Raw genomic sequence first — 26997 nt, forward strand, 5'->3', positions numbered from 1 at the left:
GCCCGCACGAAGAAGGGGAAACTTCATGTTCAGCCGCAAGAGTGCGGCGACCGTCGCGACGATCGCCACCGCGGTCGGTTCGCTGGTCGCGTTCGCACCCGCATCACCCGCGTCCGCCGCGGACGTCGTAACAACCACATCGTTCACACATACCTGTGCCGTAGACGGAACGTTCTCCGACTGGACGACGGCATACAACGACACCATGGTCGTGAGTGCGCCTGCCACGGTCGCGCCGGGCGAACAGTTCACCATCAAGATGCAGGCAGGTTCGCTGGTGATGCCCGACGCCAACATTGGCCGCCTGAAGTACGACTTCAAAGTCCCGACCGGCGTGACCGTCGAATCGGCCGCGATCGTCCCCGGCACCGCCGTCGGGCTCGGCGGCCAGACTCCGACACTGTTCCGAGTGAACTCCGCGGGCCAAGTCGACGCCGCCGGCGAGTACTTCCGCATCACCGGCGATGGCCACCTCACGATCAACAACGGCCCCAACGGCAAGGACAACGACCCCGGCAAGGGGTTGCAGGTCAACAAGAACGTCCAGTGGAAGACCCCGCAGATCGCGATCGTCGTGAAGGCCTCGATGACCGAGGGCACCCATATCAAGACGGGCATCCGAACCGGCGACGACACCGCCGCAATCAAGGCGGACTCGACGAGCATCAGCTTCGGCGACACGCGCAATGTCGTCGACAAGACCGCGACGTACTGCGTCGCCGCGGGCGACGGGCGTGGAGCGCTGTCGGACACCGAAGTCGTGGACCCTGCCGTCCGCACCACAGTCGCTATCGATGTGCCGGACAATGCAGGCGTCGGCCAGGAAGTCGCCCTCAAGGCCAACCTCGACCCGAACAACGCCGAGGGCAAGGTCCAGTTCAAGGACGGCTCCGACGATATCGGCGGACCGGTCACAGTCCACAACGGTGTGGCGATACTCGATCACACGTTCACCACACGCGGCGACCATGACATCAAGGCAGTCTTCACCGCGGACGCAGGCTTCCGTGACGCTGTGTCCGCCGTCAAGACGGTCACTGTGAAGACTGCGACCACCACGACACTCACTGTTCCGGCCACCGCCAGGGTCGGCGAGGACGTCGAGTTCACCGCGAACGTCTCCCCCGATGAGGCGACCGGAACCGTGCAGTTCAAAGAAGGAACCACCGACCTCGGTGCACCGGAGCCCGTGGTGAACGGCAAGGCCACCATCACCCGCAAGTACGACGAGGCGGGCAGCCACACCATCAAGGCAGTCTTCAACGCCACCGGGCATTTCGCCGACTCCGAGTCGGACGCCAAGACCGTGACCGTCAAGGACGCCGACTTCGCGACCACCGCCGTCGTAATCGACCCGATGGACGCGGTGACCGGCGAGTCGACCGCGCTCCGCGCCACCGTCCGCCCGATTCCCGACGGCGGCGAGGTCGAGTTCTTCGTCGACGGCGCATCGGTCGGCAAGGCTGACGTCGGAACCGGAGACGGCGTCGCAGTTCTGGCCCACACGTTCACCACAGCGGGCTCGGCATCTGTGACCGCCAAGTTCCTCGGTGCTGAAGGCTTCGCCGCATCCGCCGAGTCGGCTCCCCGCACGGTGACCGTCCGTAACCCGGACACCCGCACCGACTCGAGCACCGAGCTGACCGTCGCGGGCGCACCCAACGTCGGCAAGACCGCGACGTTCACCGCCCGCGTCACTCCCGGCACCGCGGGCGGAAAGGTCCAGTTCCGAGTTGGAACCACTGAGGTCGGCACGCCTGTCGACGTCGTGAACGGCGTCGCGACCCTCACTTACACGTTCAACGCCGAAGGCACGTTCGCGATCACCGCGGAGTACCTGGGCGACAGCAACAACCGCGGCTCCGAGTCGGGCCCGACCGTGGTCAAGGTGACCACCGCGTCAACTCCTGTCGACCCGGGCGGCAACGGCTCGCTCTCCAACATTTTCGGCAGCTAGCCCGCACCTTCCACTAGGAGATTCTCGTGCAGAAGAGAACCCGCCGACTCGTCACGATCGGCGCAGTAACCCTCGCCGGGCTCACGGTCGTGCCGACCGTGCCCGCGAACGCAGAAACCACCACCACCGTCTTCGACGTCATGTGCAAGGCGACACCGTCGTCGTCGCTCGCGGGCGGACCGCAGAACATCGGCAACCCCGGTGCCCCCATCGATGTCGAAGCGCCCGCCAATGTCAATGCGGGCGAAGAGTTCGATGTCGTCATCTCGCCCCCGCCGATCACGATCCCGAACAGCATCGCCGCGTCGGGTATCACCGCGACGATCGAAGAGTCGTCGCGGATCAAGATCGACGTGATGATGCCCTCGAACGCCACGTATCTCAGCGGCGAGATCGTCCCGGGCACAGCTATCGGACTGAGCGGAACCGCACCGAACATGCTCCGCGTCAACGAGGCGGGCACGGTCGACCCCAACGGTTCCATCCTGCGCCTGTCGGGTAACAACCAGGTGATCGGCAACGGCCCCGGATCGAGCAAGAACTCGTCCGGCGGCATCGTCGCGAAGAACGTCGGCGGCAGCGGCGCATCCACAACGTTCAAGCTCCCGCAGGTCAAAGCACGGCTGCAGGCAGGCGCGTCGGGTTCCATCACACTGAAGCTCCGCACCGCGGGCAGCGCGGGCGAGTTCGGCAACGACGCCAACCCGATCACGCTGCTTCCGAAGGCGAGCGCGCCCATCGTCGGCACGATCTGGGCACCCGCCCAGTGCACGCCGCGGACCACCGCCGACGGCCCGCTGAACAACGGGGCAGGTCCGCTGGCCACGGTGAACATCACCGAGGCCGACAAGTCGACCACCACAACCCTCGCGGTGCCCGGCACCGTCAAGAACGGCGACACCGCCACCTTGACCGCAAACGTCGCGCCCGCGGCGAACGGCGGCACCGTGCAGTTCTCGCTGAACGGCGACGATCTCGGCGCACCGGTCGACGTCGAGAACGGCAAGGCCTCGATCGAGCACAAGTTCGAGACCGACGGCGACTTCGATGTGAAGGCCGTCTTCTCCGGCACGAACGGATTCGAGGGCTCCACGTCGGGCACCAAGACGATCAAGGTCACGACCGACGACGTCGCCACATCGGTTCGCACCACCGGTCCGAACGACGCGTACGTAGACGAGGACGTCAACCTGACCGCCCAGGTCACCCCTGCAGTCCAGGGTGGCACCGTGACGTTCACCGTGGACGGCGCGCTCGGTCCGACTGCGAACGTCGGCTCCGACGGCACCGCTGTCGCACCCTACAAGTTCACAACGCCGGGCACTCACCGCGTGTTGGCCCGATACTCAGGACGTTCGGGTGTCGCCGGCTCGGTGGCCCCGATGTTCCCGGTCAGCGTGACCACGGCCCCGGCGGCCTCGGTCTCGACCACGACCACACTGGCTCCGGTCGGCACGGTCAACAAGGGCGAGTCAGTGACTCTGAAGGCGACGGTCGACCCGTCGAACGCGAACGGCACCGTGCAGTTCAAGATCGGCGACGATCCCATCGGACGCCCTGTCCGGGTCGTCAACGGCGTCGCGACTCTGACCACGACGTTCGCCACCGGCGGCACGTTTGCGATCAGTGCTCAGTTCAAGGCCGACAACGGGTTCATCGACTCGGCTTCTGATCCCCAGACGCTGACCGTGCCCGGCGGACAGGATCCGACCGATCCCGGCACCAACCCCGGCGGAAACGGCTCGTTGGACAGCATCTTCGGCAGCTAATCCACTCTGGGCGAACCGACTTCGCTCGCTCAACGAGCAGTGGGATCTCTCCGCGGTCCGCTCAAACCTCTGCTCCTTGAGCGAGCGTGCGGGTCGAAAGGTCCCGTCAGTCAGTCGCGGTAGCGGACTGAGAGCGGAGCGTGGTCGGACAGTCGGGCATCGGGCGAGGGCTCTTTGTCGACCCACACGGCTTCGGCGCGGCGGGCGAGTGCCGGCGAGGCCAGTTGGTGATCCACTCGCCAGCCGACGTCCTTGCTGAACGACTCCCCCGCCCAACTCCACCACGTCAGCGGCCCCGGTTGGTCGCCGTGGGTCTGCCGGACCACGTCCACCAGACGCCTCGGCGACAGCAACGACGAGAACCACTCGCGCTCCTCGGGCAGGAATCCCTCCATCTTCCGCGCCGCGCGCCAATTGGTGACGTCGTGCTCAACGTGGGCGACGTTGAGGTCGCCGATCAGAGTGAAGTCACGCCCGGCGCGCGCCGCGGCCAGCCTGTTCCGGTCGAGTTCCCGCGCGAATCCGGCGAGGAACGCCATCTTCCGCTTGTACTTCGCACCGCCGTCCATCTCTGCCCGCATCCCGCCCGGGCGCTGAAGGTGCGCGGGCAGGCCGCCTTTCGGCAGGTAGAGGCAGGCTACGGTCAGCGGCCGATCGGCGAGGTCGACTTCGATGTAGCGCCCGTGGTCGGAGTATGCGCCGAGACCACGAGCCTTCGGGGGAACGGCAGCCCATGACCGCACCGCGGCCGGTTCGTGGCGAGTGAGCAAGGCGACGCCGTTCCGGCCGGGGATCGACCCGACGTCCACCGCCGCCGAGTATCCGCGGAACTCGCCGACCTCCGACGCCGGACAACGCAGTTCCTGAAGTCCGACGACGTCGGGCGAGCGGTCGGCCAGCCAGTCGTCGAACCCGCGGCGTCGCGCGGCTCTGATGCCGTTGACGTTGAACGAAGTGACAGTGAAACCCACGCCACAACAATGCACGCTGGCGCATAATCGGTTGCCTTCGGCTGACAGAATGTACGTATGAGCCGCCCCCATGTGTCGCACCAGAACCTCAATCTGCGGACGATCGAGCAGTCCGAGAAGCTGCAGAACGTCTGCTACGAGATCCGCGGACCGGTGCATGCGCACGCATCGCGACTCGAAGCGGAGGGACACCGCATCCTCAAACTGAACATCGGCAACCCGGCCATCTTCGGCTTCGAGGCACCCGACGTGATCCTGCGCGACATGATCCATGCGCTGCCCTACTCGCAGGGTTACTCGGAATCGGCAGGCGTGCTGTCGGCCCGACGCGCCGTGGTGACCCGCTACGAGTTGATCCCCGACTTCCCGTACTTCGACGTCGACGACGTCCTGCTCGGCAACGGCGTGTCCGAACTGATCACGATGACGATGCAGGCGCTCCTCAACAACGGCGACGAAGTCCTGATCCCGGCTCCCGACTACCCGCTGTGGACCGCGATGACGGCGCTCTCCGGCGGCACCCCTGTGCACTACAAGTGCGACGAGGACAACGGCTGGAATCCGTCGATCGAGGACATCGAATCGAAGATCACGCCGAACACCAAGGCGATCGTCGTCATCAACCCGAACAACCCGACGGGCGCCGTCTACTCACGCGAGGTGCTGCAGAAGCTCGTCGACGTCGCGAGGAAGCACTCCCTGCTGATCCTCGCCGACGAGATCTACGACAAGATCCTCTACGACGACGCCGAGCACATCAACGTCGCGTCGCTGGCCCCCGACCTGCTGGTGTTCACGTTCAACGGACTGTCGAAGGCCTACCGCGTGTGCGGCTACCGCGCGGGCTGGGTTGTGATGACCGGACCGAAGGACCACGCGCGCGGCCTCATCGAGGGCATGGGCATCCTCGCTTCGACTCGACTGTGTGCAAATGTCCCCGCGCAGCACGCCATTCAGGTGGCGCTCGGCGGTTACCAGTCGATCAACGACCTTGTCCTCCCCGGAGGCAGGCTGCTGGAGCAGCGCAACATCACGTCGGACAAGCTCAACGAGATCCCCGGCGTGAGCTGCGTGAAGCCAATGGGTGCGCTGTACGCCTTCCCGCGCCTCGACCCCGAGGTCCACGAGATCCACAACGACGAGAAGTTCGTCCAGGACCTGCTGCTGCAGGAGAAGATCCTCGTGGTCCAGGGGTCGGGATTCAACATGCCCGACAACGAGCACTTCCGGATCGTCACCCTGCCGTGGGCTCGTGACCTGGCGGACGCTGTGGAGCGGATCGGCAACTTCCTGTCGTCATACCGCCAATAGTCCAAACCTAGTGTCGCGTGTTGAAAGTTCCTTAATGGTTGCGGCACCCCGCTGCACACCTGGCAGCGTTGTCGTCGGTCGCGATACCTGCCGGTATCCCTCCCTCCTCCGCCTTGCCAGCCGCACAGCGGAGCACCACCAACCGTCTAGGAACTTTCAACACGCAACACTAGCGCTAACAATTGTTAGCGTGTTATGTGTCACCGGTGGTACCGTGTCAACGAACAATGGCACGATCGGAGACGACACATGACGGACTGGCAGCGCACCGACATCACGGCAGGCGCCGTGCGGATCGCGACGTTCTCGTACGGCGACACCACCGACAGCAACCGCCCCGCGGTGGTTCTGGTGCACGGGTGGCCGGACACGCATCACCTCTGGGACCGCATCGCCCCGCAGCTCGCCGAGCACTACCGGGTCTTCGCCTACGACACGCGAGGCTTCGGTGAGAGCGACCGTCCAACCGACGTCCCGTCATACGCACTGCCTGGCCTGGCGGAGGATCTGTTCGCCGTCATCGACGCCGTCACCGACGGCGGCAGTGCACACGTCGTCGCCCACGACTGGGGTTCGGTGCAGACGTGGGAGGCCGTGACCACCCCCGACGCCGAGAAACGCATCAAGTCGTTCACCTCGGTATCGGGCCCGAACCTCGACTTCCTCAGCGAATGGGCTCGTGCCCAGCTCGCGTCGCCGACTCCCGGCAACATCGGTCGCGCACTGTCGCAGGTCGCGTCGTCGGCATACACCGGTTTCTTCCAGATCCCCGGCGTCTCTGATGCGTTCTTCCGCGCTTTCGGATCCGAGAAGGTCTGGACCGAGTTCCTCCACACCATCGAGGGCACTCCTCGCGAGAACGTGTCGTTCGCCCCGACGCTGCGCGAGGACATGATCTCCGGACTCAAGCTGTACCGCGCGAACATCCGCGGCAAGCTCGCCCGCCCAGAGCCGCGTCCGACGAAGGTCCCAGTTCTCGAGGTGGTCAACGACCGCGACATCGCGCTGCGCCCGGCGATCTTCGACCTGACCCACACCCACGCCGAGAAGCTGTGGCGCAAGAGCGGAACATCGGGGCACTGGCTGCCCTATACGAATCCCGATTACCTGGCGGAGACGGCGCGTGAGTTCATCGACTTCGTCGAGAACGGCACCTCGAGCGCCCCGAACACCATCGACCGCGCACGTCAGCTCGGCAAGCCGCTCGCACTCACGGGCAAGCTCGCCGTCATCACGGGCGCAGGAAGCGGCATCGGACGCGAGACGGCGTATGCGCTGGCCGCTCTCGGCTGCGAGGTGGTCCTCGCCGACATCAACGTCGCCAGTGCCGAGGAGACGGCCACCGAATGCAAGGCGAAGGGAGTGCTCACCAACGTCTATGAACTCGACGTCTCGAAGGTCGCCGCGGTGGACGAGTTCGCGGAGACCGTCCGCGCCCGCCACGGCGTTCCGGACATCGTGATCAACAACGCGGGTATCGCACTCGCCGGCAGCGCCCTCGCCGCGACCGACGAGCAGCTCGATCGCCTCTTCGACATCAACGTCCGCGGTGTCATCTCCGGCAGCCGGGCCTTCGCCCGCCAGATGGTGGCCCGCGGAACCGGCGGTCACATCGTCAACCTGTCGTCGGCAGCGGCGTTCACCCCGTCCCGCGACCTCGGCCTGTACTCGGCGAGCAAGGCCGCCGTGCTCATGTTCTCCGAGAGTCTGCGTGCCGAGCTCGCCGAGCACCGCATCGGCGTGAGCGCGATCTGCCCCGGCATCGTCCACACGAACATCACCAGCACCACCCAGTTCGCGGGCGCCGCCGACGAGGACGCCACCCGCGCCAAGATCGACGGCTTCTACGAGAAGCGCAACTACACACCCGACCGCGTAGCACGTCAGATCGTCGACGCCGTCGTCTCGAACAAGGCCGTCGTGCCCGTGACGCCGGAGGCCGAGTTCGGCTACCGCGTGTACCGATTCTTCCCCTGGGCGTCGCGCATCGCCGCACGTCAGAAGCTGAACGGATAGGACCACATCATGACCGCAGTGCACGCCAACCGTTCCACCCCCGAGACCGATCCGGGCGAGGTGGAGCTGCACGCCCGCAACGTCGCGTTCGACCTCTCGGAGACGCCCCTTCACTGGATCCCGGGCGCACCCGTCTCATCGAACATGATCACCGTGCTCAACCTGCTGCTGCCCGAGGGCGAACGCTGGTTCGTGGAGACGTTCAACGAAGCGCTCCCGATGATCAAGGACGAGAAGCTCGCAACCGCGATGCGCGGCTTCGTCGGCCAGGAGGCGATGCACGCCGAAGTGCACGATCGAGCAGTCGAGAACTGGCTGTCGCGCCACGGCGTGGACGCGACCGGCTACATCGAGCAGATGGAGTGGATCTTCCGCAAGGTCCTCGGACCGCGCGAAGGACAGACACCGGAGCAGGACCTCAAGCACCTCATCGAGCGACTCTGGCTGATCGCGGCGATCGAGCACTACACCGCCCTGCTCGGCGATTTCGCCCTGAACTGCACGTGGGTCGAGAACGGCGCCGACCCGAACATGGCCGACATGTTCGTCTGGCACGGCGCGGAGGAGGTCGAGCACCGGGCCGTCGCGCACGACGCCGCAGCCTACTTCGGCGACACCCCGCTTCGGCGTGGTCGTGCGATGGCGCTCGCGATGCCGTTCCTCGCGATTCTGCTGGTCCGCGGTTTCCGCTTCATCAACAGCCAGGACCCGCTGTACGACGACATGAGCGTCCCCGCCAAGTACACGAAGTACGTCAAGGACTACTTCGTCGAATCGCGACGCGGACTGTTCCCGAAGATCGGCGGCCTGGTGTGGGCCACGGCCACGTACTTCAAGCCGGGCTTCCACCCGAACGACATCGGTGACACCGCGCAGGCCGTCGCCTATCTGGCGTCGTCGCCGGGCGCTCGACGCGCGGGGTGAACCGATGAACCATCTGATGCATCCGCATGAGACGGCGCTGGTCACCGAGCCGCCCCACCTCCAGGGGCGGTGGCGACGCGACCCGCTGATGCGACTGATCACCGGCATCGGCAAGACGTGGTTCCCGTTCTGGGGCAGCCTCGAACCGCTGCGGGAGACCGCCGAGAACAACGGCATTCAAGTCCTGGAGATCGTCGGCCGCGAGGTGGTGGCGAACGACGACAACGTGATCGCGCTGACGTTCGCGGCCCCCGACCGGTCGGTGCTGCCCGAATGGCACGCCGGGGCTCACCTCGACTTGTTGCTGCCGTCAGGCCGGATGCGCGAGTACTCGCTGTGCGGCGATCCGGGCGACCGGACCACGTACCGGATCGCTGTGCGCCGCATCCCGGACGGCGGCGGCGGTTCGGTGGAGGTCCACGACGACCTCTCCGTCGGCGACACCATCTCGATCAAGGGGCCGCGCAACGCGTTCCCGTTGGCGATGCCCGGCTACGGCTCGCCGGTGGGACGCCTGAGGTTCGTCGCTGCGGGGATCGGCATCACGCCGATCCTGCCGATGGTCGCGATCGCCGACCGATTCGGCCTGGACTGGTCGATGATCTACACCGGCCGCACGCTCGACTCCATCCCGTTCCGCGACGAGCTCGCCCGCTACGGCGACCGTGTACAGATACGGACCGACGACGATCACGGCCTGCCCACGATGGCCGAGCTGGTCGGCGACATCGGCGACGACGGCCTCGCCGTCTACTGCTGCGGTCCGACGCCGATGCTCGAAGCGCTTCGTGTTCACCTCGTCGGCCGAGCCGACGTGGAGTTGCACTACGAGCGGTTCTCGCCGCCGCCGATCGAGAACGGAACCGAGTTCGAGATCCGTCTCGCGTCGACCGGCGAGTCGCAGACCGTCGCCGCCGACGAGTCGGTGCTGACGGCGCTGCGTCGTCTCCGTCCGAACACGCCGTACTCGTGCCAGCAGGGTTTCTGCGGCACGTGCAAGCTGCGGGTGTCCGACGGTGAGGTCGATCATCGCGACGGCAGCCTGATGGAACCCGAGCGCGAGGCGGGCTACTTCCTGCCGTGCGTCTCGCGCTGCGACTCGGACTCCCTCACGATCGACGTCTGACCCGTTCGTCGACCGTTCCCTTCCCAGTCTTCGACCGTCCCTTCCTGGTCTTCAGCGTCCCCTTCCTGGTCTTCGAGCGCAGTCGAGAAGGACTTTGACAGAATGCACGGGTGACCGAGTACCGAATCGACGACCTGGCGCACGCCGCGGGCACCACTACACGCAATGTCCGCGGGTACCAGGACCGCGGGCTGATTCCGCGTCCCATCCGCCGGGGTCGGATCGCGATCTACAACGATGAGCACCTCGCTCAGTTGCGAGTGATCAACGACCTGTTGGGTCGTGGGTTCACGATGCAGCACATCGGTGAGTTCTTCGAGCGGATGCGCCAGGGCGAGGATCTCGCCGAGGTCCTCGGTCTGCGCGAGATGGTCTCGGAGCCGTGGTCCCGCACGCCGTCCGAGACGGTCTCCGCCGCCGAACTGCACAAGCTCCTCGGCACGGACGACCCTGACCTGCTCGCTCGGGTGCAGGCGTCGGGTCTGATCGAGCCGGTCGGCGACGCCACTCCGCCAGCTCAGTACATGATCACCGACACCGAGAGCATCGACGGCTACGTGCGTCTGATGGCGATCGGTGTGCCGTTGGAGTACATCCTCGGTCTGCAACGCAAGCTCGACGACGACATGGATCGCGCCGCGCACACGTTGATCTCTGCGGGCCGCAGCGCCATCACCGAGGGCCGCTTCGACGGCTGGATTCCGGAGAGTGACGAGGAGTCCGGATGGGCCTCACTGTTCCTCGGCGAACTGCGCCGCACGGGCCGCGTCGCCGCGCACAACACGCTGTACCGTGCGCTCGACCGCGAACTGTCCCGCCAGCTGGACGACTACCTGTCGATCGCACGCGAGCGTAAACACGCCGCTGAATCCTGACCTCCGCCTTCGCGCGGAAGGTGCGCCGGACCGCTACCGGACGACGATCGGCGGGAGCCCCGGGATCGGATTCGGCACGGTGCGGCGATGTGGGCCGGGAGACGGATTACGGCCGGTCGACGGCTTCTTCGTCTTCTTCGGCGGCGGCGGTGGCGGCGGTGTCGTGTAGCGGAGCATCGTTGAACGGGCAGCCGCGAGTTCAGCCGGGTCGGCCGAGTTCGGGATGTGCTCGGGAGCCGACGTCGACGACGGCGCATCAGTCGTCGTGGCGGTGCTGCCGGAGTCGTTGACCGACGCCATGTTCGGACCGGCGTGTTCGTGGAGGTTCATCGCGACGGCCGCACCCGCGCCTCCGAGTCCCAGCAGAAGGACGACCGACGCTGCGGCCGTCCAGCGGAATCGGCGTTTCGCCTGCTGCTCGCGGGCGGCGCGCGCCTCGTCGCTCTCTTCGAATGCGTCGTCGGAGACCGGTCCGTCGAACTGGACGTCGCCGTTGGCGTCGATTTCGTAGTCGGCGGGGTCGATTCCTGCCGCGGTGAACGACAGCGGGCCGCTCTCAGTGGTGTCAGTCCATGCAAGGTTCGACGGCGCGTCGTCGACCCTGTCGAGGAGACCCGTCGGCTGCTCGTCGCCCCCGAATGTGGTCGGGAACGGGTCGCCGGGAAGCAGCGCGCTGAACCCGCGCTCGGTGAACGCCTCCCACAGGCCCGGCCACTGGTCGGTGCCCGGACCGAGGAGGATGGCGTCGACGGGCGCGGGGCCTGCCAGTTCGATCAGCATGCCGTGAAGTCGGTTCACTTCCGGGACAGTCGCTTCGACCATCTCCAGTCGCGTCACGGACACGAACTTGAGCGTGCCGCGCCCCATTGCGAGCGCGGAGTCACGGTCGCCGATGGATTGGCGGGCACGCGACGCCAGATCGACGAGTTCGTCGAACACGTCAGCGTCTGACGCCTCGGGGACTTTGCCGTTCTCCAGCAGCTCACCTGCTATCCGCATGTCCAGAACTGACGGGACGATGCGGGGTTCTCGCAGTTCGGCGAGCACGTCGCGGGCGCCGGTCACGCGGCCCATCCACACCCCGGAGTCGGCGAACGTGACGGCGAGCACGGCACCCGTGGGGGCGGACGGGACAGTGAATCCCGCCAACCATGCAAGGGCACCGTGTGCGTCGTTCATGTCAGTCGCTCTGGAAGTTCAGGTACGCCTTGGACGGCGTCGGACCGCGCTGCCCCTGGTACTTGGAGCCGACAGCGGCGCTGCCGTACGGATTCTCCGCCGGACTCGACAGCCGGATGAGGCACAGTTGACCGATCTTCATCCCCGGCCACAGGGTGATCGGAAGGTTCGCGACGTTCGACAGTTCCAGCGTGATGTGTCCGCTGAAGCCGGGATCGATGAAGCCGGCGGTCGAATGGGTGAGGAGGCCGAGACGCCCGAGCGACGACTTGCCTTCGAGTCGCCCGGCGAGGTCGTCTGGCAGCGAGAGGACTTCGAGCGTGGACCCGAGAACGAACTCGCCGGGATGCAGAACGAACGGTTCGCCTTCCACTGGCTCGACGAGTGTCGTCAGCTCGTCCTGCTGCTGCTTCGGGTCGATGTGCGTGTACTTGGTGTTGTTGAACACGCGGAACAGCCCGTCCAGACGCACGTCGACGCTCGACGGTTGGACCATGGCCTCGTCGAACGGTTCGACGCCCAGCCGTCCCCGGCCGATCTCGGCACGGATGTCGCGATCAGATAACAGCACGTGAAGAGCGTACTGTAATTTCGGGCCGACCTTGACATCCGCCATCGTGACAGTTGGCGACATCTCATGTCGGCGACGGCCCATCCGATACCGATTCGGCTCCGAATCGCCTGGTGTTCCTGCTCGCAGAATTCCACCAGATCGGAGAAAACTCCATGATCCGTCGTATTGTCGTCGCCGCGCTGGTCGCACTGACCACGGCAGCCGTGGCGCCCCTCGGCGCCGCCGCTCACGCCGCCCCTCTGCAACCTGTCCCCCGCGTGGACCTGCCTCGCTATCTCGGCGTGTGGCACCAGGTCGCGGCGAACCCGGCGCCCTTCAACATCGACTGCGTGCGCGACACGACTGCGCGGTATTCGCTGATCGATTCCCGGACGATCCGGGTGAAGAACTCGTGCACCACCGTCACCGGTGCCAAACGGTCGATTGTCGGCCGGGCGCGAGTCAACGGCCCGGCGTCTCTGCACGTCTCTTTCCCGGGTGTTCCCGGACAGTCGACCGTCGATGGACCGAGCAACTACCTGGTCGCGTACATCGCTGACGACTACTCGTGGGCATTGGTCGGCGACCCGACGCGACTGTCGGGGTTCGTGCTGTCTCGTTCGGGTTCAGTCGACCGCGCGACGTGGCGGAGCATTCGGTCGGTCGTCGAGCGAAAGGGCTACAACTCTTGCTTGATGCTGACGTCGCCGGTGACGGGAGGCCTTCGCGACATCCGGCCCCTGTGCACTGTGTGAGGTCATTCTTTGATCGACGCATACCGGTCGAGGGCGTCCAGCCGTTCGGCGGCGTGGTCGACGATCGGCTCGGGATAACTCCCGGGTCGGTCACCGGTCGGCTTGTGCACCTTCTTTCCTGGCACTGACCGCAGTTCGGGAATCCAGCGTCGGACGTAGTCGCCCGTCGGGTCGAACTTCTCTCCCTGCGTGGTCGGGTTGAACACCCGGAAGTAGGGCGAGGCGTCGGTTCCGCAGCCTGCGACCCATTGCCATCCGTGCTGGTTGGACGCGAGGTCGCCGTCGATGAGGAAGTCCATGAAGTGCCGGGCGCCCCACTGCCACGGCAGGTGGAGGTCTTTGGTGAGGAACGACGCGACGATCATCCGCACACGGTTGTGCATCCAACCTTCGGCCGCTAGTTGACGCATCCCTGCGTCGACGATCGGATAGCCGGTCCGGCCCTCGCACCACGCTCGAAAGGCTTCCTGGGCGTCGGACCCGGTGTCGTGCGGCATCCGGCGGAACTTCTCGTTGAACTCGATGTATGCACTGTCGGGACGGTGATGGAGGACGTCGGCGTAGAACTCGCGCCAGCACAATTCGCTGCGGAACTTCGCCGCTCCGTCGTCGGTGCGCGACCTCATGTCGTGGAGGAGTGTCCGCGGGTGCAGGCATCCAGTCTTCAGATACGCCGACAGCCGGCTGGTTCGGTCGAGGTCGGGGCGGTCGCGGTTCGTGCCGTAGTCGGCGAGGTCGTCGGTGAGGAAGTCGTGCCACCGGTCGAGCGCGGCAGTCTCCCCCGCAGGCGCGAGTGGCTTTCCGGCCGGCCGCGGCACGTCCTGCCTACCCTGCATTCCTGTCGGGTCGAGCCATGCCAGAGTCGTGGCGTCACTCGAAGCGGGCAGTCGCCAGCCGTGCTCGTGCCACGCGCGCTGGTAGGGGCTGAACACCCGATACGGCGTGCCGTCGCCCTTCACGACGCGCCCCGGCGCGACGGCGTACGGCGACCCGGTACGCACCAGCGGCGTCGTGCCGAGCGCGGTTTCCACCGCCTCGTCTCGCCGACGTCCATACGGCGAGAAGTCGGCCGAGATGTGGACCGATCCCGCGCCGATCTCATCGACCAGTCGCGGCAGCTCCACTTCGGGGTCACCGTGCAAGATGAGCAGTCTGCCGTCCAACGACTCGTTGAGCGCGGCCAAGCAGCCGAGGAAGAAGTCCGTGCGAGGTCCCGGCCGAGCCACCTGATCGTCGAGGACGAACACCCCGACCGCCGTGTCCGCATCGGCGGCGGCCGCCGTCAACGTCGGCAGATCATGCACGCGCAGATCGCGACGGAACCAGACCACCGAAGGGTTCGCTCGAGACTCGATAGGACAACTCCTGTCTGTTCACGACATGCTCTGCACCATCCACGGACCGCGTTTGTTACGGTAGTCCTCGCGCAGGTCACCCTGCGCAGCGCCGATGTAGTTTAGTGGTAGAACATCAGCTTCCCAAGCTGAGAGTGCGGGTTCGATTCCCGTCATCGGCTCCAGGTCAGAGGGGATTTCGTCTTCGACGCTTACTCCTACCATTACTCCTATGGGGCATTGTCAGTCCCTCTTCCGTACCCCGAGCTGCCTGCCGTACTCGGCGAGGTCTGCCCGCACACGCTCGATCGCGGTGACGTCCGGGGTGAGGCTGACTGGGCGCGTAGCCTGTTCGATATGACCGCACCTCAGCCCAATCCGTACCAGCAGCAGCCGCAAGGCTACGCACCTCAGCCCGGCTACGCTCCGCCGCAGCAGGGCTACCAGCAGCCCTACCCGCCGCAGGGCTACGCCCAGCCCGTCTACCAGCAGCCGATCCAGCAGGCCGCCAGCGGAGCCCAGTACGTCCGCCAGCAACAGGGCCATTCCATCATCAAGCACATCCTGTTCGGGTGGGTCACGATGTACATCTACACGATCTACCTCGCGGTCAGCCCGAATCACTACTTCCACGCCTGACGCCGGAACGCAGAAAAGCGCCCCAACCTCCGAAGAGGTTGGGGCGCTTTTCAGTTCACGATGCAACGAGATGCTACGGGTCCTCCGGGTGGTGCTTCGCCGCGATCGCATCCTGACGATCCAGACGGACCGCGAGCTCGTCGAGCCGACCCGCGAGCGCCTGATCACCCGCACGCCGCGCGACGCGATCCTCCCGGACCTCCGCACCGATCGTCTCAACGAGCGCCTTAACCTCGCCGACCGCGTCGGACACGTCGTCGAGGTCATACCGCATCGGCCGCGGATGCGAGTTGACCGTCGACTCGCGGATCTCCTCGATCGTCTTCGCCTGCTCCTCGACCTGCTTCGCCGTCTCTTCGTGCCGGACGCCACCCTTTCGGGCGATCACGATCGCAGTGACGCCTGTGACGGCCGCCGCGATGAGCGCGGCGGCGTTGTCGATGAGTCGAGCGACAAGATCGAAGACGCTGTCAGCCTGGGCCTGCTCCGCAACCCACACCGACCACGCGCCGGTCACTCGCGGTCCTTGCTGAGGATCGGGGTGTGCCACGCGGCCATCGTCGAACCACCCGACCCGAGGAGTGCTGCAGCAACGGCGAGCCACAGCGAAGCCTGCGTGTCGGCGATCAGCCCGTAGGCGACGGCGACCGGAACGAGCGCGGTCAACAGAACGTAGATCCGCGCACGACGTGCCGGCGTCAGCCTGGGGAGCTTCATGCGACCACCCGCCGATCACGCACGAGCGCCTTCAACTCATCGATCGCGGCGCCGAACAAGATCTCCCGAGATCCTGCGCCGTCCGCGTTGTCGATGACGACGACCGGCGTCGCGACGGGTCGATCGGGTGCGCATGTTTCGTGGAACTCGCGGACATCAGCGAGCGCCTGCTCGTCCTGCTGAACGTCGCGGACTTCGAACGGGATTCCGTGCTTGGTCAGCATCTTCTTCATGACCGCGCACGGTCCGCAGTTCGGCTGCGAGTAGACGACCGCGGAGATCACTTCTTCACAACCTTCGAGACGCCGGACGGATCCCACACGAGGTCTGCCTTCTCGAACTCCTGGATGCGGCCGCCAGTCCCGTTGTCGCGCTCGTCCGACGTCGGCCAACCGAGCACGGGCTCGTAGCCATCACGGGCGAAGCGTTTGAAGATCTCGCCGCCCACCGGATGCCCGACCTCGCCGTCCTTTCGGTAGATGACGGCGCGCTCGAATGCCTGGATGACGCCACCGTTGATCGTGGTCGCGACGTTCACCGGGTAGCCGTAGACCTTCTCCCAGCCGTGCTCGCCCCACGTCTCGAAAATCGCGTTCGGGATCGCGAATGCGCCTGTCACCGCAGTCCAGTAGACGTAGCCGCCGGCAAACTTGGCGAAACGGCCGCGACCACCAGGCGTCGACTTCTCTCCGACGGTCTCGCGGGCGCCGAGCCACAGATTCTTCGCTGCGCACTCGTCGATCCGGTTGATGACCGGTGCCGGCGGGGCGGGTGCGAGGTAGCTGCGCAGGTCAGCTTCGAAGACGTCCCACGGGAAGTTCGGGCCGACGTCGGTGTGGTTGCCGATACCGAGGACGGTCGTGACGAAGTTGTGGTCGCTGATGCAGGCGATGTCGCCCTTGCGGTATGGGCGCGACTGGACGACGGCCCGCAGGTAGGGGTACTTCTTGGCGTCCTGCGCGAAAGTCCACGCGGCGATGCGGATCGCGTTGCGGAACTTCGCCAGCCACACCTCGCGCGACTGCGCAGCCCGGGACCCGGCGAAGCAGAGGTTGATCGACCGGTTGTTGGCGTCGAGGACCGCCCACGCGCCGTAGTCGGTGTCGACCATCGCGACGAGCGTCTTGTCGTCTGCGATGTAGTGGTACGAGAACGCACCGGAACTGTTGCCGCTGCGGACGAGGTTCTCGGCCGTCGCCGATCCCTCCTCTGTGTGGAGGAAGAAGTACGGCACTCGGGCACCGTTGCGTGACTGGCGGTTCGGCCCGAGCAACTCGAGGTACCGGAATGTTGGCTTGCTCATGATGTTCCTCCTGGAATGCGAAGGGCCCCGCCGGTGAGCGGGGCCCGTTGGGTGGATAGTCGGAAGGTCGTCAGTCGACGATGTAGCGGAGCTGCCCCGTCACCACGAGGCCCTCCGTGTACTGGTTGACGATGCGCGGGTACCCGGTGTCCGGCTGAGCCGGAGAAGACGCCGCCGACCGCCACGCCCTCATGCGGACATCCACCGACGACGACGCAGCGAAGATCAGTCCCGACGTCGAGCCCGACGAACACAGGACCTGTGCTCGCCAATCCATGAGCCCAGTCGCTGGTGTCGCCAGATGTGCCGGGCACCAGCGGTCAGTCGTGTACGTCCCGACCGGCGCGGGCAGCGCGACAGAGATGTTTCCCCACCGGAAGTCACTGCCGGAGGTTCCTTTGCGGATCTCGAACTCGCCGTACAGCATGTTCCGGATGATCTTGTAGCGGCCGACCATGATGCCGCCCGTGCCCAAGACGACGTTGCCGCCGCCCGCCGACGTGAGCTGCGGAGCCCATGTCGACCACGGCTGCAGATTCGACTCGATGATCGACCACGAACCGTCGGTGAGTCGCCTGTACCGCCACGCGTTCGTGTCTGTGACGAGCTCGGTGCCGACCGGTGCGTCGACCAGCTGAATCCATTGCGCCTGCAGCGTGTGCAGCGGGCCGCCCTTCCCTCCGTACGGGGCGATCGGGAACACCGCAGACCCGGTGAGTTGACCGGTGTTCGGTGCCATACGCACGACGGCGAGCGGAGCCTCGTAGACGGTGCCCGGTGTGCGCGTCGGCGTCGGCGGGTTCACCGCGCCCGGCGTGCCCTGCTTGATGTCGAGGACCGCTGTCGACGCGCCGAGGCCCGCCCACACCAGTCGCAGGACCACCAGATCGAGGCGGACCTGGCTGCCGGTGTTCGCTGCGAGCTGCAGCTGCCGGGCCGCCGTTTCGACGGTGGACACACCGCAGACGAGTGCACTGCCGGCGGCGACCTGGACGGTCCGCTGCAGGCCGGTGACCGCAGTGACCTTGAAATCGTCCGGGGTGCGGACCATGAACGGGACACCCGCGCGCGCCCACCGCCCTGCACCGGTCGACTCGGTGACAGTGCCTTGGGTGCCGAAGTAGGTGATCGCCATGTCAGACCACCGAGTACAGCAGGCTGATGACGATGACCTTGGGGTTGGATCTCGCGCTGCCGATGAGCGGGATGCCCTTCCCGGTGCCGTTCGTGGAGTCGGTGGCGCGCATCGGCTTCATGCGGCAGTCCGCGCCCGACGTCGGCGAGTACATCAACGCCGTGGTCTCGCCGCCCTTCACCAGCGCCTGGATCGGCCAGTCCATCAAGCTCTCATCCGTGGTGTACAGGTGGCCTTCGAGCCACCGGTCGGCGAAGTTCGTGTCCGGCCCATAGCCAGGTGGCATGTCGATCGTCAGGTCACCGGCACCGAAGTTCCACCCCGCCGACCCGGTGCGGACCTCGATCTCACCGATCAGGAACTGGTCGACGACCTTGAACCGGCCACGTCGCACACCGCCGGTGCCGAGGCTCGCTGTTCCGGCCTGGACGTTGCCGTCGCCCTTGTAGCGGATGATCGGGTCGAAGTACTTCCACGGGCTGTTGACGTCGGTGACGAGCGTCCACGAACCATCCGAATTGCGGCGATACGTGCGCGTGGTGCCCTCAATCGCCATCTCCGCCCCGGTCGCGCCGTCAGCGATCGCACAGTACGACTCCTGCGCGATCCGCATCCGGCCACCGAGGCCACCGTAAGTCGCGACATTGAAGATGTTCGGGCTGGTGATCGTCGTTACCGACGTGCCGACCGACACGACAGCCAGCGGCATCTCGTACGTCGCCCCTGCTGAGCGGGTGAGCGTCGGGAGGGTGCTCGACCCGGACGTCCCCTGCTTGACCACGATCGACACCGCCGACGACGGCCCCGCCCACACCACGCGCAGCACGACCACGTCGAGCCGCGTGCCGCCAGAGTTGGCGGCGAACGTCAGTGACGTCGCCGCGTCAGACTTCACGGTCACGCCGCACACCTGCGCGGTACCGGCGGCGACAGACACAGTGCGGGTGCCTGCGGCGGTGGTGACTCGGAGGTCGTTCGGGCCGTCGACGAGTGCGGGCGGCGCGATCCGGAGGAACCGTCCGGCCTCCTGCGACTCGCTGACCGGGCCTTGGAACCCGGCAGTGGACATCACCATCAGCGTCTCCTTCGTTCTGCGGCGACGTTCGCCGCGAGTTTCCGCACCGCCTGGACCACGACGGCCTCGGGTGGTGGGGTGGGTGCGCCGATGCGCGGCGTGTACCCGACTTCGCCGTTGTCGCTGGCAGCGAGCTTGATCTGGCTGATCGGTGACCGCCAGTCGATCCCGGCGACCTGCCCGCCTGCGAGGTCGCCGAGTTGGTAGTCGTCCCACGCTGACCACGGCATCGCGTCCTCGACGGTGAAGTTCGCTGTGATGCCGCCCCGGACGCCGGCGAGAGTTGCCGCACCCTTCGCCACCGGGTCTGAGGTGCCGGCGTCGACGTAGATCTCGGGGAGCCCGTACTTGCCGAGGCTCGCCGCCAGGTCGTCATCGCGCAGCTGTGTGTACTGCTTGTTCACGCCGTCGCCGGTTCCGCCGATCGTCGCAGTGTGCGCCGTCGGCGCAGTGAACGTCAGGTTGCCCTTGACCAGTTCGGCTTCGTCCCACAGCAGCCACGGCTGCACACGCATCGGGACCGCATCGACGATGACGGTGCCCGGTGCGACGCCGGAGTCGGCGAGTGTCGGCGGCGGCTCGTCGCCCGGGCCGAGCGTTGTCACCGTCAAGCCGAGGTTCGCGGCGGCCAGGGCGTCCTCGATGAGTTCAGCGACGGTGTCCATGCGCGCTTTGATGGTGACGATCGGCGACGGGTCCGGGTCAGGTGCCGGAGCGATGACGATGGGGACGCCGGTGCGGACGACGATGTCGGCAAGGATCGCCTTGATGACGGTCTCGGCTGGGCCGGTGCGGGTGTCGAACTCGGCATAGCCCTGCTGGTTGAGCGTGCCGAGCGGGTTCTGCCGAGCCAACAGGGCCTTGAGCCAGATCCAGTCGTCGACGAGCGTCAGCTCCATCTGCCACGACCCGCGGTTCCGGTCCAACTGCAGGTCCATCTCGGTGACTCGGCCGGTCCACGGGCGCCGGTGGTCGACGCGCGCGAGAACGACCTCGTCGGTCAGGGCTGCGATCTGACCGAACAGCGGGTGCAGCTCGGGGACGATCACGCTGCCGGTGCCGACCTGGTTCCACGTCCACACCACATCGAGGTCGGTGTAGGGCAGTTCCCCGATGAGCCGGTTGTCTCGGTCGGCCAGCGACAGGATCGGCAACATCATCAGTACGCCCCCAGGAACATCGGCTCGAGGGTGACGCGCACGTTCGATCCCGGACCAGCCGAGGCCATCTCGACCACGAGCGGCACCTGGTCACCAGCAGGGACAGGCTCGAAGCGACGGTTGTCGAGCTTGTGCCACGCCCGCGCCCCCGACTCGTCGAGCACGTCGCGGCGGATCGGGTTCGTGATGATCGTCAGCCGCTCGCCGTCGCCGAGGAACGGGACCGCCGTCGTCGCACCAGGCGTACCAATCGTCGCCTGCACCGGGCCGGTGATCTCCCACGTGAGCCACGAATCGACATCACCGGGGTTCGCGATCTCCACGCCCGACGACGAGTTGTTGCCGGCCGAGATCATCAACGGTGGCCCGACGCCGGTCGCGCCGCCGTAGTAGTCCTCCGTCGCGACCTCCTGATACGGGAAGTCAATCGGGACCGGCTGCCCCTTCCAGAACGGTTCATCGTCGACCAATTCGACGTCGTACTCGACGAGACCGCGGATGTCGGGCATCTTCGTGAGCTTGTGCCCGATCGACTCCAGGCGCAGGTCCAGCCACCGCGACTGCCCATCAGCAGTGCAGGTGAGCCTGCCTGCCGACGTCGGCGACACACTCGCGCGGACACGACGATCCAACGTCCGCCACGCGGCCCCTCGACGGTACTGCCCGCCGAGCGCGGCGACCTCTGCAGATGCGCGGGTATCGCACACCTGCAGAGTCGCCTCCACCGTCGCAGGCTTCCACCGTGTGCCGTTGTAGCGGCGCCCGGCCGGAGTCGGCGTCGTCAGCTGCTCGAAGTCCGGAAACAAGATCCCGTCGATGCCTTCGCCGAGGATGACTCCGGCAGTGCCGTCGAGCCAGTCCCACGTCGACCCGTCGGGGCCGGTCCAGTCGAGCCGGACACCACTATCAGACAAGAGCCACCTCCTGGCGGATCGCGCGACGCACCGACCGGCGAGTCGACGCGGACTGGGCATCAGGGTCGACGAGCCACTGGTTCTGGACCTGCTGGCCGACATAGGTCGACCCGGCACGCTCATCCTCAACCCACCGCTGCGCGATGCCGACGAACGCCTCAGACTCCGACGGTGTCAGCACCGCTTCCGGCTTACGGAAGCCGTTGTAAAAGGCGTTCACACCCGGGTCCATCCAGCCACCCTGGTCATACCCACCCGCACGGTCGTACGCCGAGGCGAGCGACCCGTACCGCGACATCGCGTACCGCATCGACGACGCGACGTTCGCCATCGGATCCCAGATGTCCGGCGACAGAGCAGGGTCACGGAACGCATCGAACGTGGGCTGGATGACCTGCATCAGTCCCTTGGACGGCGTCCCGTTCTTGGCGTTGATGTCGTAGTTGTTGATCGCTCTGGGGTTACCGCCGGACTCCTGGTTCATCCGGCGCAGCGTCCGGTCGGCGTTGTCTTCGCCGAGCCGGTACCGCATCAGAAGAAGTCGGACGAGCGGCCGCCACCGTTCGACACCGGCGCCGCCTGGATCGGCGAAGCTGGTCGTCTCCTGGATCAGCTTGTCGATCTTCTTGCTCGTCGAGTCCTTCAACCGGGCGGCGACCTTCGACGGGTACTCGTCGATCGTGCCGCCCGCACCGCGGTATCCGGCTGCCGTCGCGGTGATCCTCTGCCACGCGGGGCCGGTGATCGACGAGACGATGTCGCTGAGGGACCGGCCACCGCCGCCGCCGGACACGAACGCTCCGTTGACCACCGGCAGGTGGTAGCGGGTCGGGAACTGCGAGTGGTCAGCACCAACGGCCGGTCCGCCGAACGCGACGTTTCCGTGCGAGCCGCCGGATTCGACGTTGACTGCCGGGATGCCTTCGACGCCACCGATCGTGCCCGCCGTGTGGCCGCCTGCTGGTCCGCCGTTGAGGACGCCGACGGAGAAGCCTGCCGCCAGACCACGGATGAAGCCCTGCGGGCCGGACGCCTGCTGACCGTTTCCGCCGCCGTTGAACGCCATCGTCGCCCACTGCCGAGCACCGTTGCCGCCCTGGATGACGTCAGCGATGCCCGACATGTAGCCGGAGCAGTCGGTGCCGCCCGCGCCGTCGGCGGATCCGCCGAGAACGTACGGGCGTCCCGACCTGGATCGGGCCCAGTCCCAACCGCGTTTGAGGGCTGCCCACGCCGGTGTGCCCTTCACGACGCCGCCCGCGGCCAGACGCTGCGGCACGTCCGACAGTCGCCAGGACGCCGGAAACAGTCCCTGCGGATCCATCCCGCCGTTGATCTTCGCGAGGTTGGATTCACCGAATCGGTCGACGACCTTCTTCCGCATGACGAACTCGCCGGGCATCAGCAGCGCGGGAATCGAGTCCTTGCCCGCCTTGGCGCCGGGAAGGGACGGATCGACGTAGCCACCGGTCGCGAACCGCACCGGATACTGGTTCATCCGTGTCGTCCCGAGCAGATCCGAGACCGAGTTCCACATGCCGACGACGCCGTCATTGAACACCGACGTGATGGTGAACCGGACTGGAGTGGCGGTGGCCTCTCGGATTCCGGACCACTGCTGGCCGATCATTCCGACTGCGGGCCCGAACGTCTGAGCCGTCTGCCAGAGCGCGTTCCGAGCTTCGGCGAAGGCAGTGTTCATCGGGCCGGCCTGCACTGCGCGGATGTTCGCGCCGGCCGCGGCCCACTGCGGGTTGATCGTGCCGGTCACCGCCGACACGAACGCCGACCCGGTCTGCGTGAGCGAGGCGTTGACCGCTGCGAGCGACGGCGAGATCGTCCCTGCCTGCACTGCGGAGATCGTCGACCCCAGTGCGCTCATCGCCGGGCCCGCGATCGTCCCGAGCTGCGTGGTCGCTGTCAGTGCGAGCGACGTCAGCTGCGACTCGACGCCGAGAAGCGCCGGGCCGATCAGCCCGGTAGCCGTCATGACCGTCTCGCCGAGTGCTCCGACAGCGGCGCCAGCCACTCCGGCACCCGCCCCCGTCACACCACCACCAGCCGGGGCTGCCGCACCAGGACCGCCAGTGGCCGCCGCCTGCTGGCCGGTGTTCCCGGCGATCGTCGACAGCAACGCGACCATCTGAGCGAACGGATCACCCGACGGCGCAGCCGGTGCCGACGTCGGCGTCCCGACAGCACCGCCCGAGGCGAACGCTGCAGCGACCTGCGGCTTGAACAGACCGGAATTGACCTGGTTCATGAAGTCGAGGCCGTACTTGCGGACAGCCGCGGTCTTCATCACGAACTCGCCGTTGGACAGCATCGACGGGATCTTGTCGTCCGTCGGGCCACCCGCACCACGAACAGGTCCACCCGACGCGAGGTACGGGATGTCGGGCGTGTCCAGCGACTGCCCGCCGATCTTGAAATCGTTGTCGCCCGGCAGCGGGTTCGGGATGGTGATTTCGGGGATCTTGAAGCTCAGGTCGTTCCACTTTCGGACGACCCAGTTCACCGCCGACTTGAACCCGTCCTTGATGCCGTCCCACAATCCGGACGCCGCATCGCGGACCTTCTGAGGCAGGCCACGGACGAAATCGACTACGGCAGTGAACTTCTCGACGATCCAGTCTTTCGCCCGACCGACGCCGTCCTTGATCATCTGAATCGCCATCGACATCATCGGGCCGAGGTACTGGAGCTTGTCGGTCAGCTTGCCGACCCACTCACTCACCTTCGAGATGATCGGAATCAACACCTTGAGCTGGTTCTCGATCCACGACGCCATCAGCTTTATCAGCTCAGTCAGGATTGGTGCCCACAACTGGAACTGGACCATCATCACCGGCAGCAACTTCACTGCGAGCTCAACCAGCACCGGAAGAATCGGGAGGATCGCCTGCAGCAGCTGCATGAACGCGTCGACCATCGGCATCATCAGCGGAGTCATCTGCTGGATCGCCTGCGTCAGCGCCTCGCCGAGAATCTGGCCGACTTCGGCCAGGATCGGTGTCAGTGCCTCGATCACCGGGCGTAGTGCCTCGGCGAGTTGCGCGATCAACGGGGCGAACGCATCGAACAGTTGCCCGGCGATCGCAATCATCGGCGTCAAGATCGCTGAGACCAACTCAAACAGCGGCGGCAGCAACGGAGCGAGCGCACTCAGCGCCTTACTCAAGTTCTCGGCGATCCCCTCGAACACAGGCGCGACGATCGGGAGGATCTGCGCGAGCACCCGACCGATGGTCTGAATGCCCTGCGACAGCGGCGGGAGGATCGGGATCAGCGCAGTCGCCAGCGCCGAGATCACCTGCCCGAGCACCGGGAGGATCGGCGTAAGCGCCTGCGCGAAAGCAGCACCCAACTGACCCAGCTGCGGCGCGATCATCACAAGGGTGTTGCCCAGCGTCGACAGCAGCGGAGTCAACGCAGGCAGTACCGCGTTCCCGAGAGTCGTCAAGGTACGGACGACGTCGCCGAGCAGCGGCCCGATCCCGGACTCCAGGAGCACGCCGAAGTTCTGGAACAACTGGGTCATCGCGCCGCTGTTCGACAGTTCGGTGAACGCCTTACCGATCTCGCCGAAGATCGCACCGAAACCCTCACCGAGCTGCGTCGCGACCGGAGCCGCAGCAGCACCGAGATCAAGGACGCCCTGCGTCATGTCGAGAATCCCCGACTTCGCGCCAGCGATCACGCCAGCGGTCGCGGAGAATGCGAGGCCGACCTTGTCGACATTCGCAGGCTGCTGCAACAGCCCAGCCATGCCGTGCGCGACACCGTTCATCTCGGTCGCGATACCCGTCAGACCAGTCTTGAGGACAGGAAGATAGGTCGTCGCCAGACCCTGGATCGACTCGGCCGCACCCTCGAACAGCGCGTCCTGCGTCGCGAACTTCACTTCCGTCCACGCATCGCTCATGCCGTGGACGGTCTCCACGAACGCACGCGCGTTCGGCGACAACTTCGCCAGCGCCTCCGCGACAGGATCCTTCCCGCCAGCCGCAGACGCCGTCGACTTCATCGCGTCCGCGAGAGCACGCTGAGCCTCGACGACCTGATAGTCGGCATCGGCGATGGCCTGCTTGGCCTTGACGACCTGGTCCGACCCCTCGACACCCTTCTTGTTCGCCTCAGCCGTGTCCGCCGCGAGTCGCTTGCCTCGCTTGACGGCTTCCTCCTGACGCAGAACAGCCTGATCAAGCGACAGTTGGGCCTTCTCGCGGTCACGCTTAGTGGCCTTCGAGTCGTTCTTGGTCTTGGCGAGTTCGTCGCGGGCGTCGGCGACAGCGATCGCCGCCTCACGCTCGTCGAGAGCCGACTGCCGCAACGACATGTTCATGTCGTCGATCTCTCGGCGCGCATCCTTCCGAGCGCGCGTCAGATCCTCCTGGGCCTGCTTCGACCCACGCATCGCAGTCTGCACACTGTGCTCAGCCGACGCGATGGCCGACGAATTGTCGACCGCAGCCGCAGCACCACCACCGGCGTCTTTGCCGAACGCCTTGAACGCTTCGCCGATTCCCTTGAGGCCGACCGTGATCGCGCCGATCGCAGGGAGACCTGCAGCGGCCAGACCAGCAAGCCCCATCGCGAGACCACCGACCGCGCCGCCCGCCAAACCCGCCGCGCCACCGATACCGACGATCAGACCCGAGATCTTCGCGACCGACCCAGCAGCACCGCCGATCCGACCCAGCGCCGACGACGTCCCGTTCGCCGACGACGACGCGCGGTTCGACGCCGACGACACCTGGTTGAGGTGCCCGATCAGCTGCTGGAGTGTCGAGTTGTCGGTGTGGACCCGCACGGTGAGCGGATTGCCGTTGAGCCACGCCTGCATCTGGGCGTGCGCGGCACGCACCGATGTCATCGCCGACGACGCGTCCACCTGCAGGCTCGTGTGGATCGTCCCCGACGGCAGAGTCGCCAACGCCGCATGGACAGCGGCTGTGTCCACATCGAGGGACGTCGGGATCGTGACCCGCAGATGCTCGACCTGCGCCCGGAAGTGAGCCGCATCGACCTGCAGCTTCGTCGGGACAGTGACGTTGAGGTTCTTGACCTGCTCACGGAACTGCGCCGCCGACACCGACAGCTTCACCGGGACCGTGACCTTGACGGCCTCGACCCGCGACTTGAACGCCGCAACGTCCGGGACAAGATCGACCGACGCGGTCAGCTTCATCTTCCGCAGATCCGACGACGCCCTCCGATGGAACCCTTCCAGCGACGGGACCAGCTTGATCTTTGCGCTGGCTGCGGTAAAGGTCGCCACTGA

At 66.3% G+C, this 26997-nt stretch carries 22 protein-coding genes and 1 tRNA gene; 10 read left to right on the forward strand and 13 right to left on the reverse strand.

Annotated features, from left to right (window positions below; all coding sequences use genetic code 11):
* Positions 1–25: 25 nt before the first annotated feature.
* Entirely contained in the window at positions 26–1957 is a 1932-nt protein-coding gene (locus tag GM1_RS21685; RefSeq protein ID WP_008380778.1) for an Ig-like domain-containing protein, read from the forward strand.
* A gap of 26 nt (positions 1958–1983) precedes the next feature.
* The gene (locus tag GM1_RS16735; protein ID WP_008380780.1) at positions 1984–3726 is read left to right on the forward strand and encodes an Ig-like domain-containing protein; all 1743 of its coding nucleotides are present in this window, start codon (positions 1984–1986) and stop codon (positions 3724–3726) included.
* A 110-nt stretch (positions 3727–3836) separates the two neighbouring features.
* Here the strand turns inward: GM1_RS16735 and GM1_RS16740 are convergent, their stop codons facing one another.
* Positions 3837–4697, reverse strand: a complete 861-nt coding sequence (locus GM1_RS16740; protein ID WP_008380782.1) for an exodeoxyribonuclease III — start codon at positions 4695–4697, stop codon at positions 3837–3839.
* Between the two features lie 57 nt (positions 4698–4754).
* On the opposite strand from GM1_RS16740, the gene GM1_RS16745 reads away from it, so the two are divergent.
* The 5 genes from GM1_RS16745 to GM1_RS16765 all read left to right on the forward strand — a co-directional run bounded on the left by GM1_RS16745 (position 4755) and on the right by GM1_RS16765 (position 10949).
* Positions 4755–6008 carry a pyridoxal phosphate-dependent aminotransferase gene (locus tag GM1_RS16745; RefSeq protein ID WP_008380784.1) on the forward strand — a complete coding sequence of 418 codons (1254 nt, stop codon included), beginning with the start codon at positions 4755–4757 and terminating at the stop codon, positions 6006–6008.
* Positions 6009–6257: 249 nt separating this feature from the next.
* On the forward strand, positions 6258–8024 hold the full coding sequence (locus GM1_RS16750; protein ID WP_008380785.1) for an SDR family oxidoreductase: 1767 nt from the start codon (positions 6258–6260) through the stop codon (positions 8022–8024).
* 9 nt (positions 8025–8033) lie between these two features.
* The gene (locus GM1_RS16755) at positions 8034–8948 is read left to right on the forward strand and encodes a metal-dependent hydrolase (RefSeq protein WP_008380787.1); all 915 of its coding nucleotides are present in this window, start codon (positions 8034–8036) and stop codon (positions 8946–8948) included.
* Between the two features lie 4 nt (positions 8949–8952).
* Positions 8953–10074: a PDR/VanB family oxidoreductase gene (locus tag GM1_RS16760; protein WP_040520488.1), complete on the forward strand. Its 1122-nt coding sequence runs from the start codon at positions 8953–8955 to the stop codon at positions 10072–10074.
* A 110-nt stretch (positions 10075–10184) separates the two neighbouring features.
* The gene (locus tag GM1_RS16765) at positions 10185–10949 is read left to right on the forward strand and encodes a MerR family transcriptional regulator (protein ID WP_008380791.1); all 765 of its coding nucleotides are present in this window, start codon (positions 10185–10187) and stop codon (positions 10947–10949) included.
* Positions 10950–10982: 33 nt separating this feature from the next.
* Here the strand turns inward: GM1_RS16765 and GM1_RS16770 are convergent, their stop codons facing one another.
* Positions 10983–12128, reverse strand: coding sequence for a hypothetical protein (locus GM1_RS16770; protein ID WP_008380793.1), 1146 nt, complete (start codon positions 12126–12128; stop codon positions 10983–10985).
* 1 nt (position 12129) lies between these two features.
* Positions 12130–12699 (reverse strand): dCTP deaminase, encoded by a 570-nt coding sequence (dcd, locus tag GM1_RS16775; RefSeq protein ID WP_008380794.1) that lies wholly within the window; start codon positions 12697–12699, stop codon positions 12130–12132.
* Positions 12700–12854: 155 nt separating this feature from the next.
* Here dcd and GM1_RS16780 point away from each other — a divergent pair, with 155 nt between their 5' ends.
* Positions 12855–13436 (forward strand): lipocalin family protein, encoded by a 582-nt coding sequence (locus tag GM1_RS16780; RefSeq protein ID WP_008380796.1) that lies wholly within the window; start codon positions 12855–12857, stop codon positions 13434–13436.
* Positions 13437–13438: 2 nt separating this feature from the next.
* Here the strand turns inward: GM1_RS16780 and GM1_RS16785 are convergent, their stop codons facing one another.
* Positions 13439–14767 (reverse strand): cryptochrome/photolyase family protein, encoded by a 1329-nt coding sequence (locus GM1_RS16785; RefSeq protein WP_008380797.1) that lies wholly within the window; start codon positions 14765–14767, stop codon positions 13439–13441.
* Positions 14768–14881: 114 nt separating this feature from the next.
* Here GM1_RS16785 and GM1_RS16790 point away from each other — a divergent pair.
* Both GM1_RS16790 and GM1_RS22010 read left to right on the forward strand, forming a co-directional pair.
* A tRNA-Gly gene (locus GM1_RS16790) sits at positions 14882–14955 on the forward strand.
* A 172-nt stretch (positions 14956–15127) separates the two neighbouring features.
* On the forward strand, positions 15128–15409 hold the full coding sequence (locus GM1_RS22010) for a hypothetical protein (RefSeq protein WP_157436134.1): 282 nt from the start codon (positions 15128–15130) through the stop codon (positions 15407–15409).
* Positions 15410–15482: 73 nt separating this feature from the next.
* On the opposite strand, the gene GM1_RS16800 is transcribed toward GM1_RS22010, so the two are convergent.
* The 9 genes from GM1_RS16800 to GM1_RS22780 form a co-directional block, all read right to left on the reverse strand.
* Positions 15483–15926, reverse strand: coding sequence for a hypothetical protein (locus tag GM1_RS16800; protein ID WP_008380799.1), 444 nt, complete (start codon positions 15924–15926; stop codon positions 15483–15485).
* Positions 15923–16126, reverse strand: a complete 204-nt coding sequence (locus GM1_RS16805) for a phage holin (RefSeq protein ID WP_008380801.1) — start codon at positions 16124–16126, stop codon at positions 15923–15925. The genes GM1_RS16800 and GM1_RS16805 overlap by 4 nt, the downstream gene beginning before the upstream one ends.
* Positions 16123–16410: a glutaredoxin family protein gene (locus GM1_RS16810; RefSeq protein WP_008380803.1), complete on the reverse strand. Its 288-nt coding sequence runs from the start codon at positions 16408–16410 to the stop codon at positions 16123–16125. The genes GM1_RS16805 and GM1_RS16810 overlap by 4 nt, the downstream gene beginning before the upstream one ends.
* The gene (locus GM1_RS16815) at positions 16407–17429 is read right to left on the reverse strand and encodes an N-acetylmuramoyl-L-alanine amidase (protein WP_008380804.1); all 1023 of its coding nucleotides are present in this window, start codon (positions 17427–17429) and stop codon (positions 16407–16409) included. The genes GM1_RS16810 and GM1_RS16815 overlap by 4 nt, the downstream gene beginning before the upstream one ends.
* Before the next feature lie 70 nt (positions 17430–17499).
* Entirely contained in the window at positions 17500–18564 is a 1065-nt protein-coding gene (locus GM1_RS16820) for a hypothetical protein (RefSeq protein ID WP_008380806.1), read from the reverse strand.
* A gap of 1 nt (position 18565) precedes the next feature.
* The gene (locus GM1_RS16825; protein ID WP_008380807.1) at positions 18566–19639 is read right to left on the reverse strand and encodes a hypothetical protein; all 1074 of its coding nucleotides are present in this window, start codon (positions 19637–19639) and stop codon (positions 18566–18568) included.
* A complete protein-coding gene (locus tag GM1_RS16830; protein ID WP_008380809.1) occupies positions 19639–20799 on the reverse strand; it encodes a Gp37-like protein in 1161 nt (386 codons plus the stop codon). The genes GM1_RS16825 and GM1_RS16830 overlap by 1 nt, the downstream gene beginning before the upstream one ends.
* Positions 20799–21713, reverse strand: a complete 915-nt coding sequence (locus tag GM1_RS21690; protein ID WP_008380811.1) for a hypothetical protein — start codon at positions 21711–21713, stop codon at positions 20799–20801. The genes GM1_RS16830 and GM1_RS21690 overlap by 1 nt, the downstream gene beginning before the upstream one ends.
* Entirely contained in the window at positions 21706–26994 is a 5289-nt protein-coding gene (locus GM1_RS22780) for a transglycosylase SLT domain-containing protein (protein ID WP_008380812.1), read from the reverse strand. Before GM1_RS22780 ends, GM1_RS21690 begins: the two co-directional genes overlap by 8 nt.
* Between the last annotated feature and the right edge of the window lie 3 nt (positions 26995–26997).

Origin of the sequence: Gordonia malaquae NBRC 108250, from assembly GCF_000344135.1 — a bacterium.
GTDB classification, from domain to species: domain Bacteria; phylum Actinomycetota; class Actinomycetes; order Mycobacteriales; family Mycobacteriaceae; genus Gordonia; species Gordonia malaquae.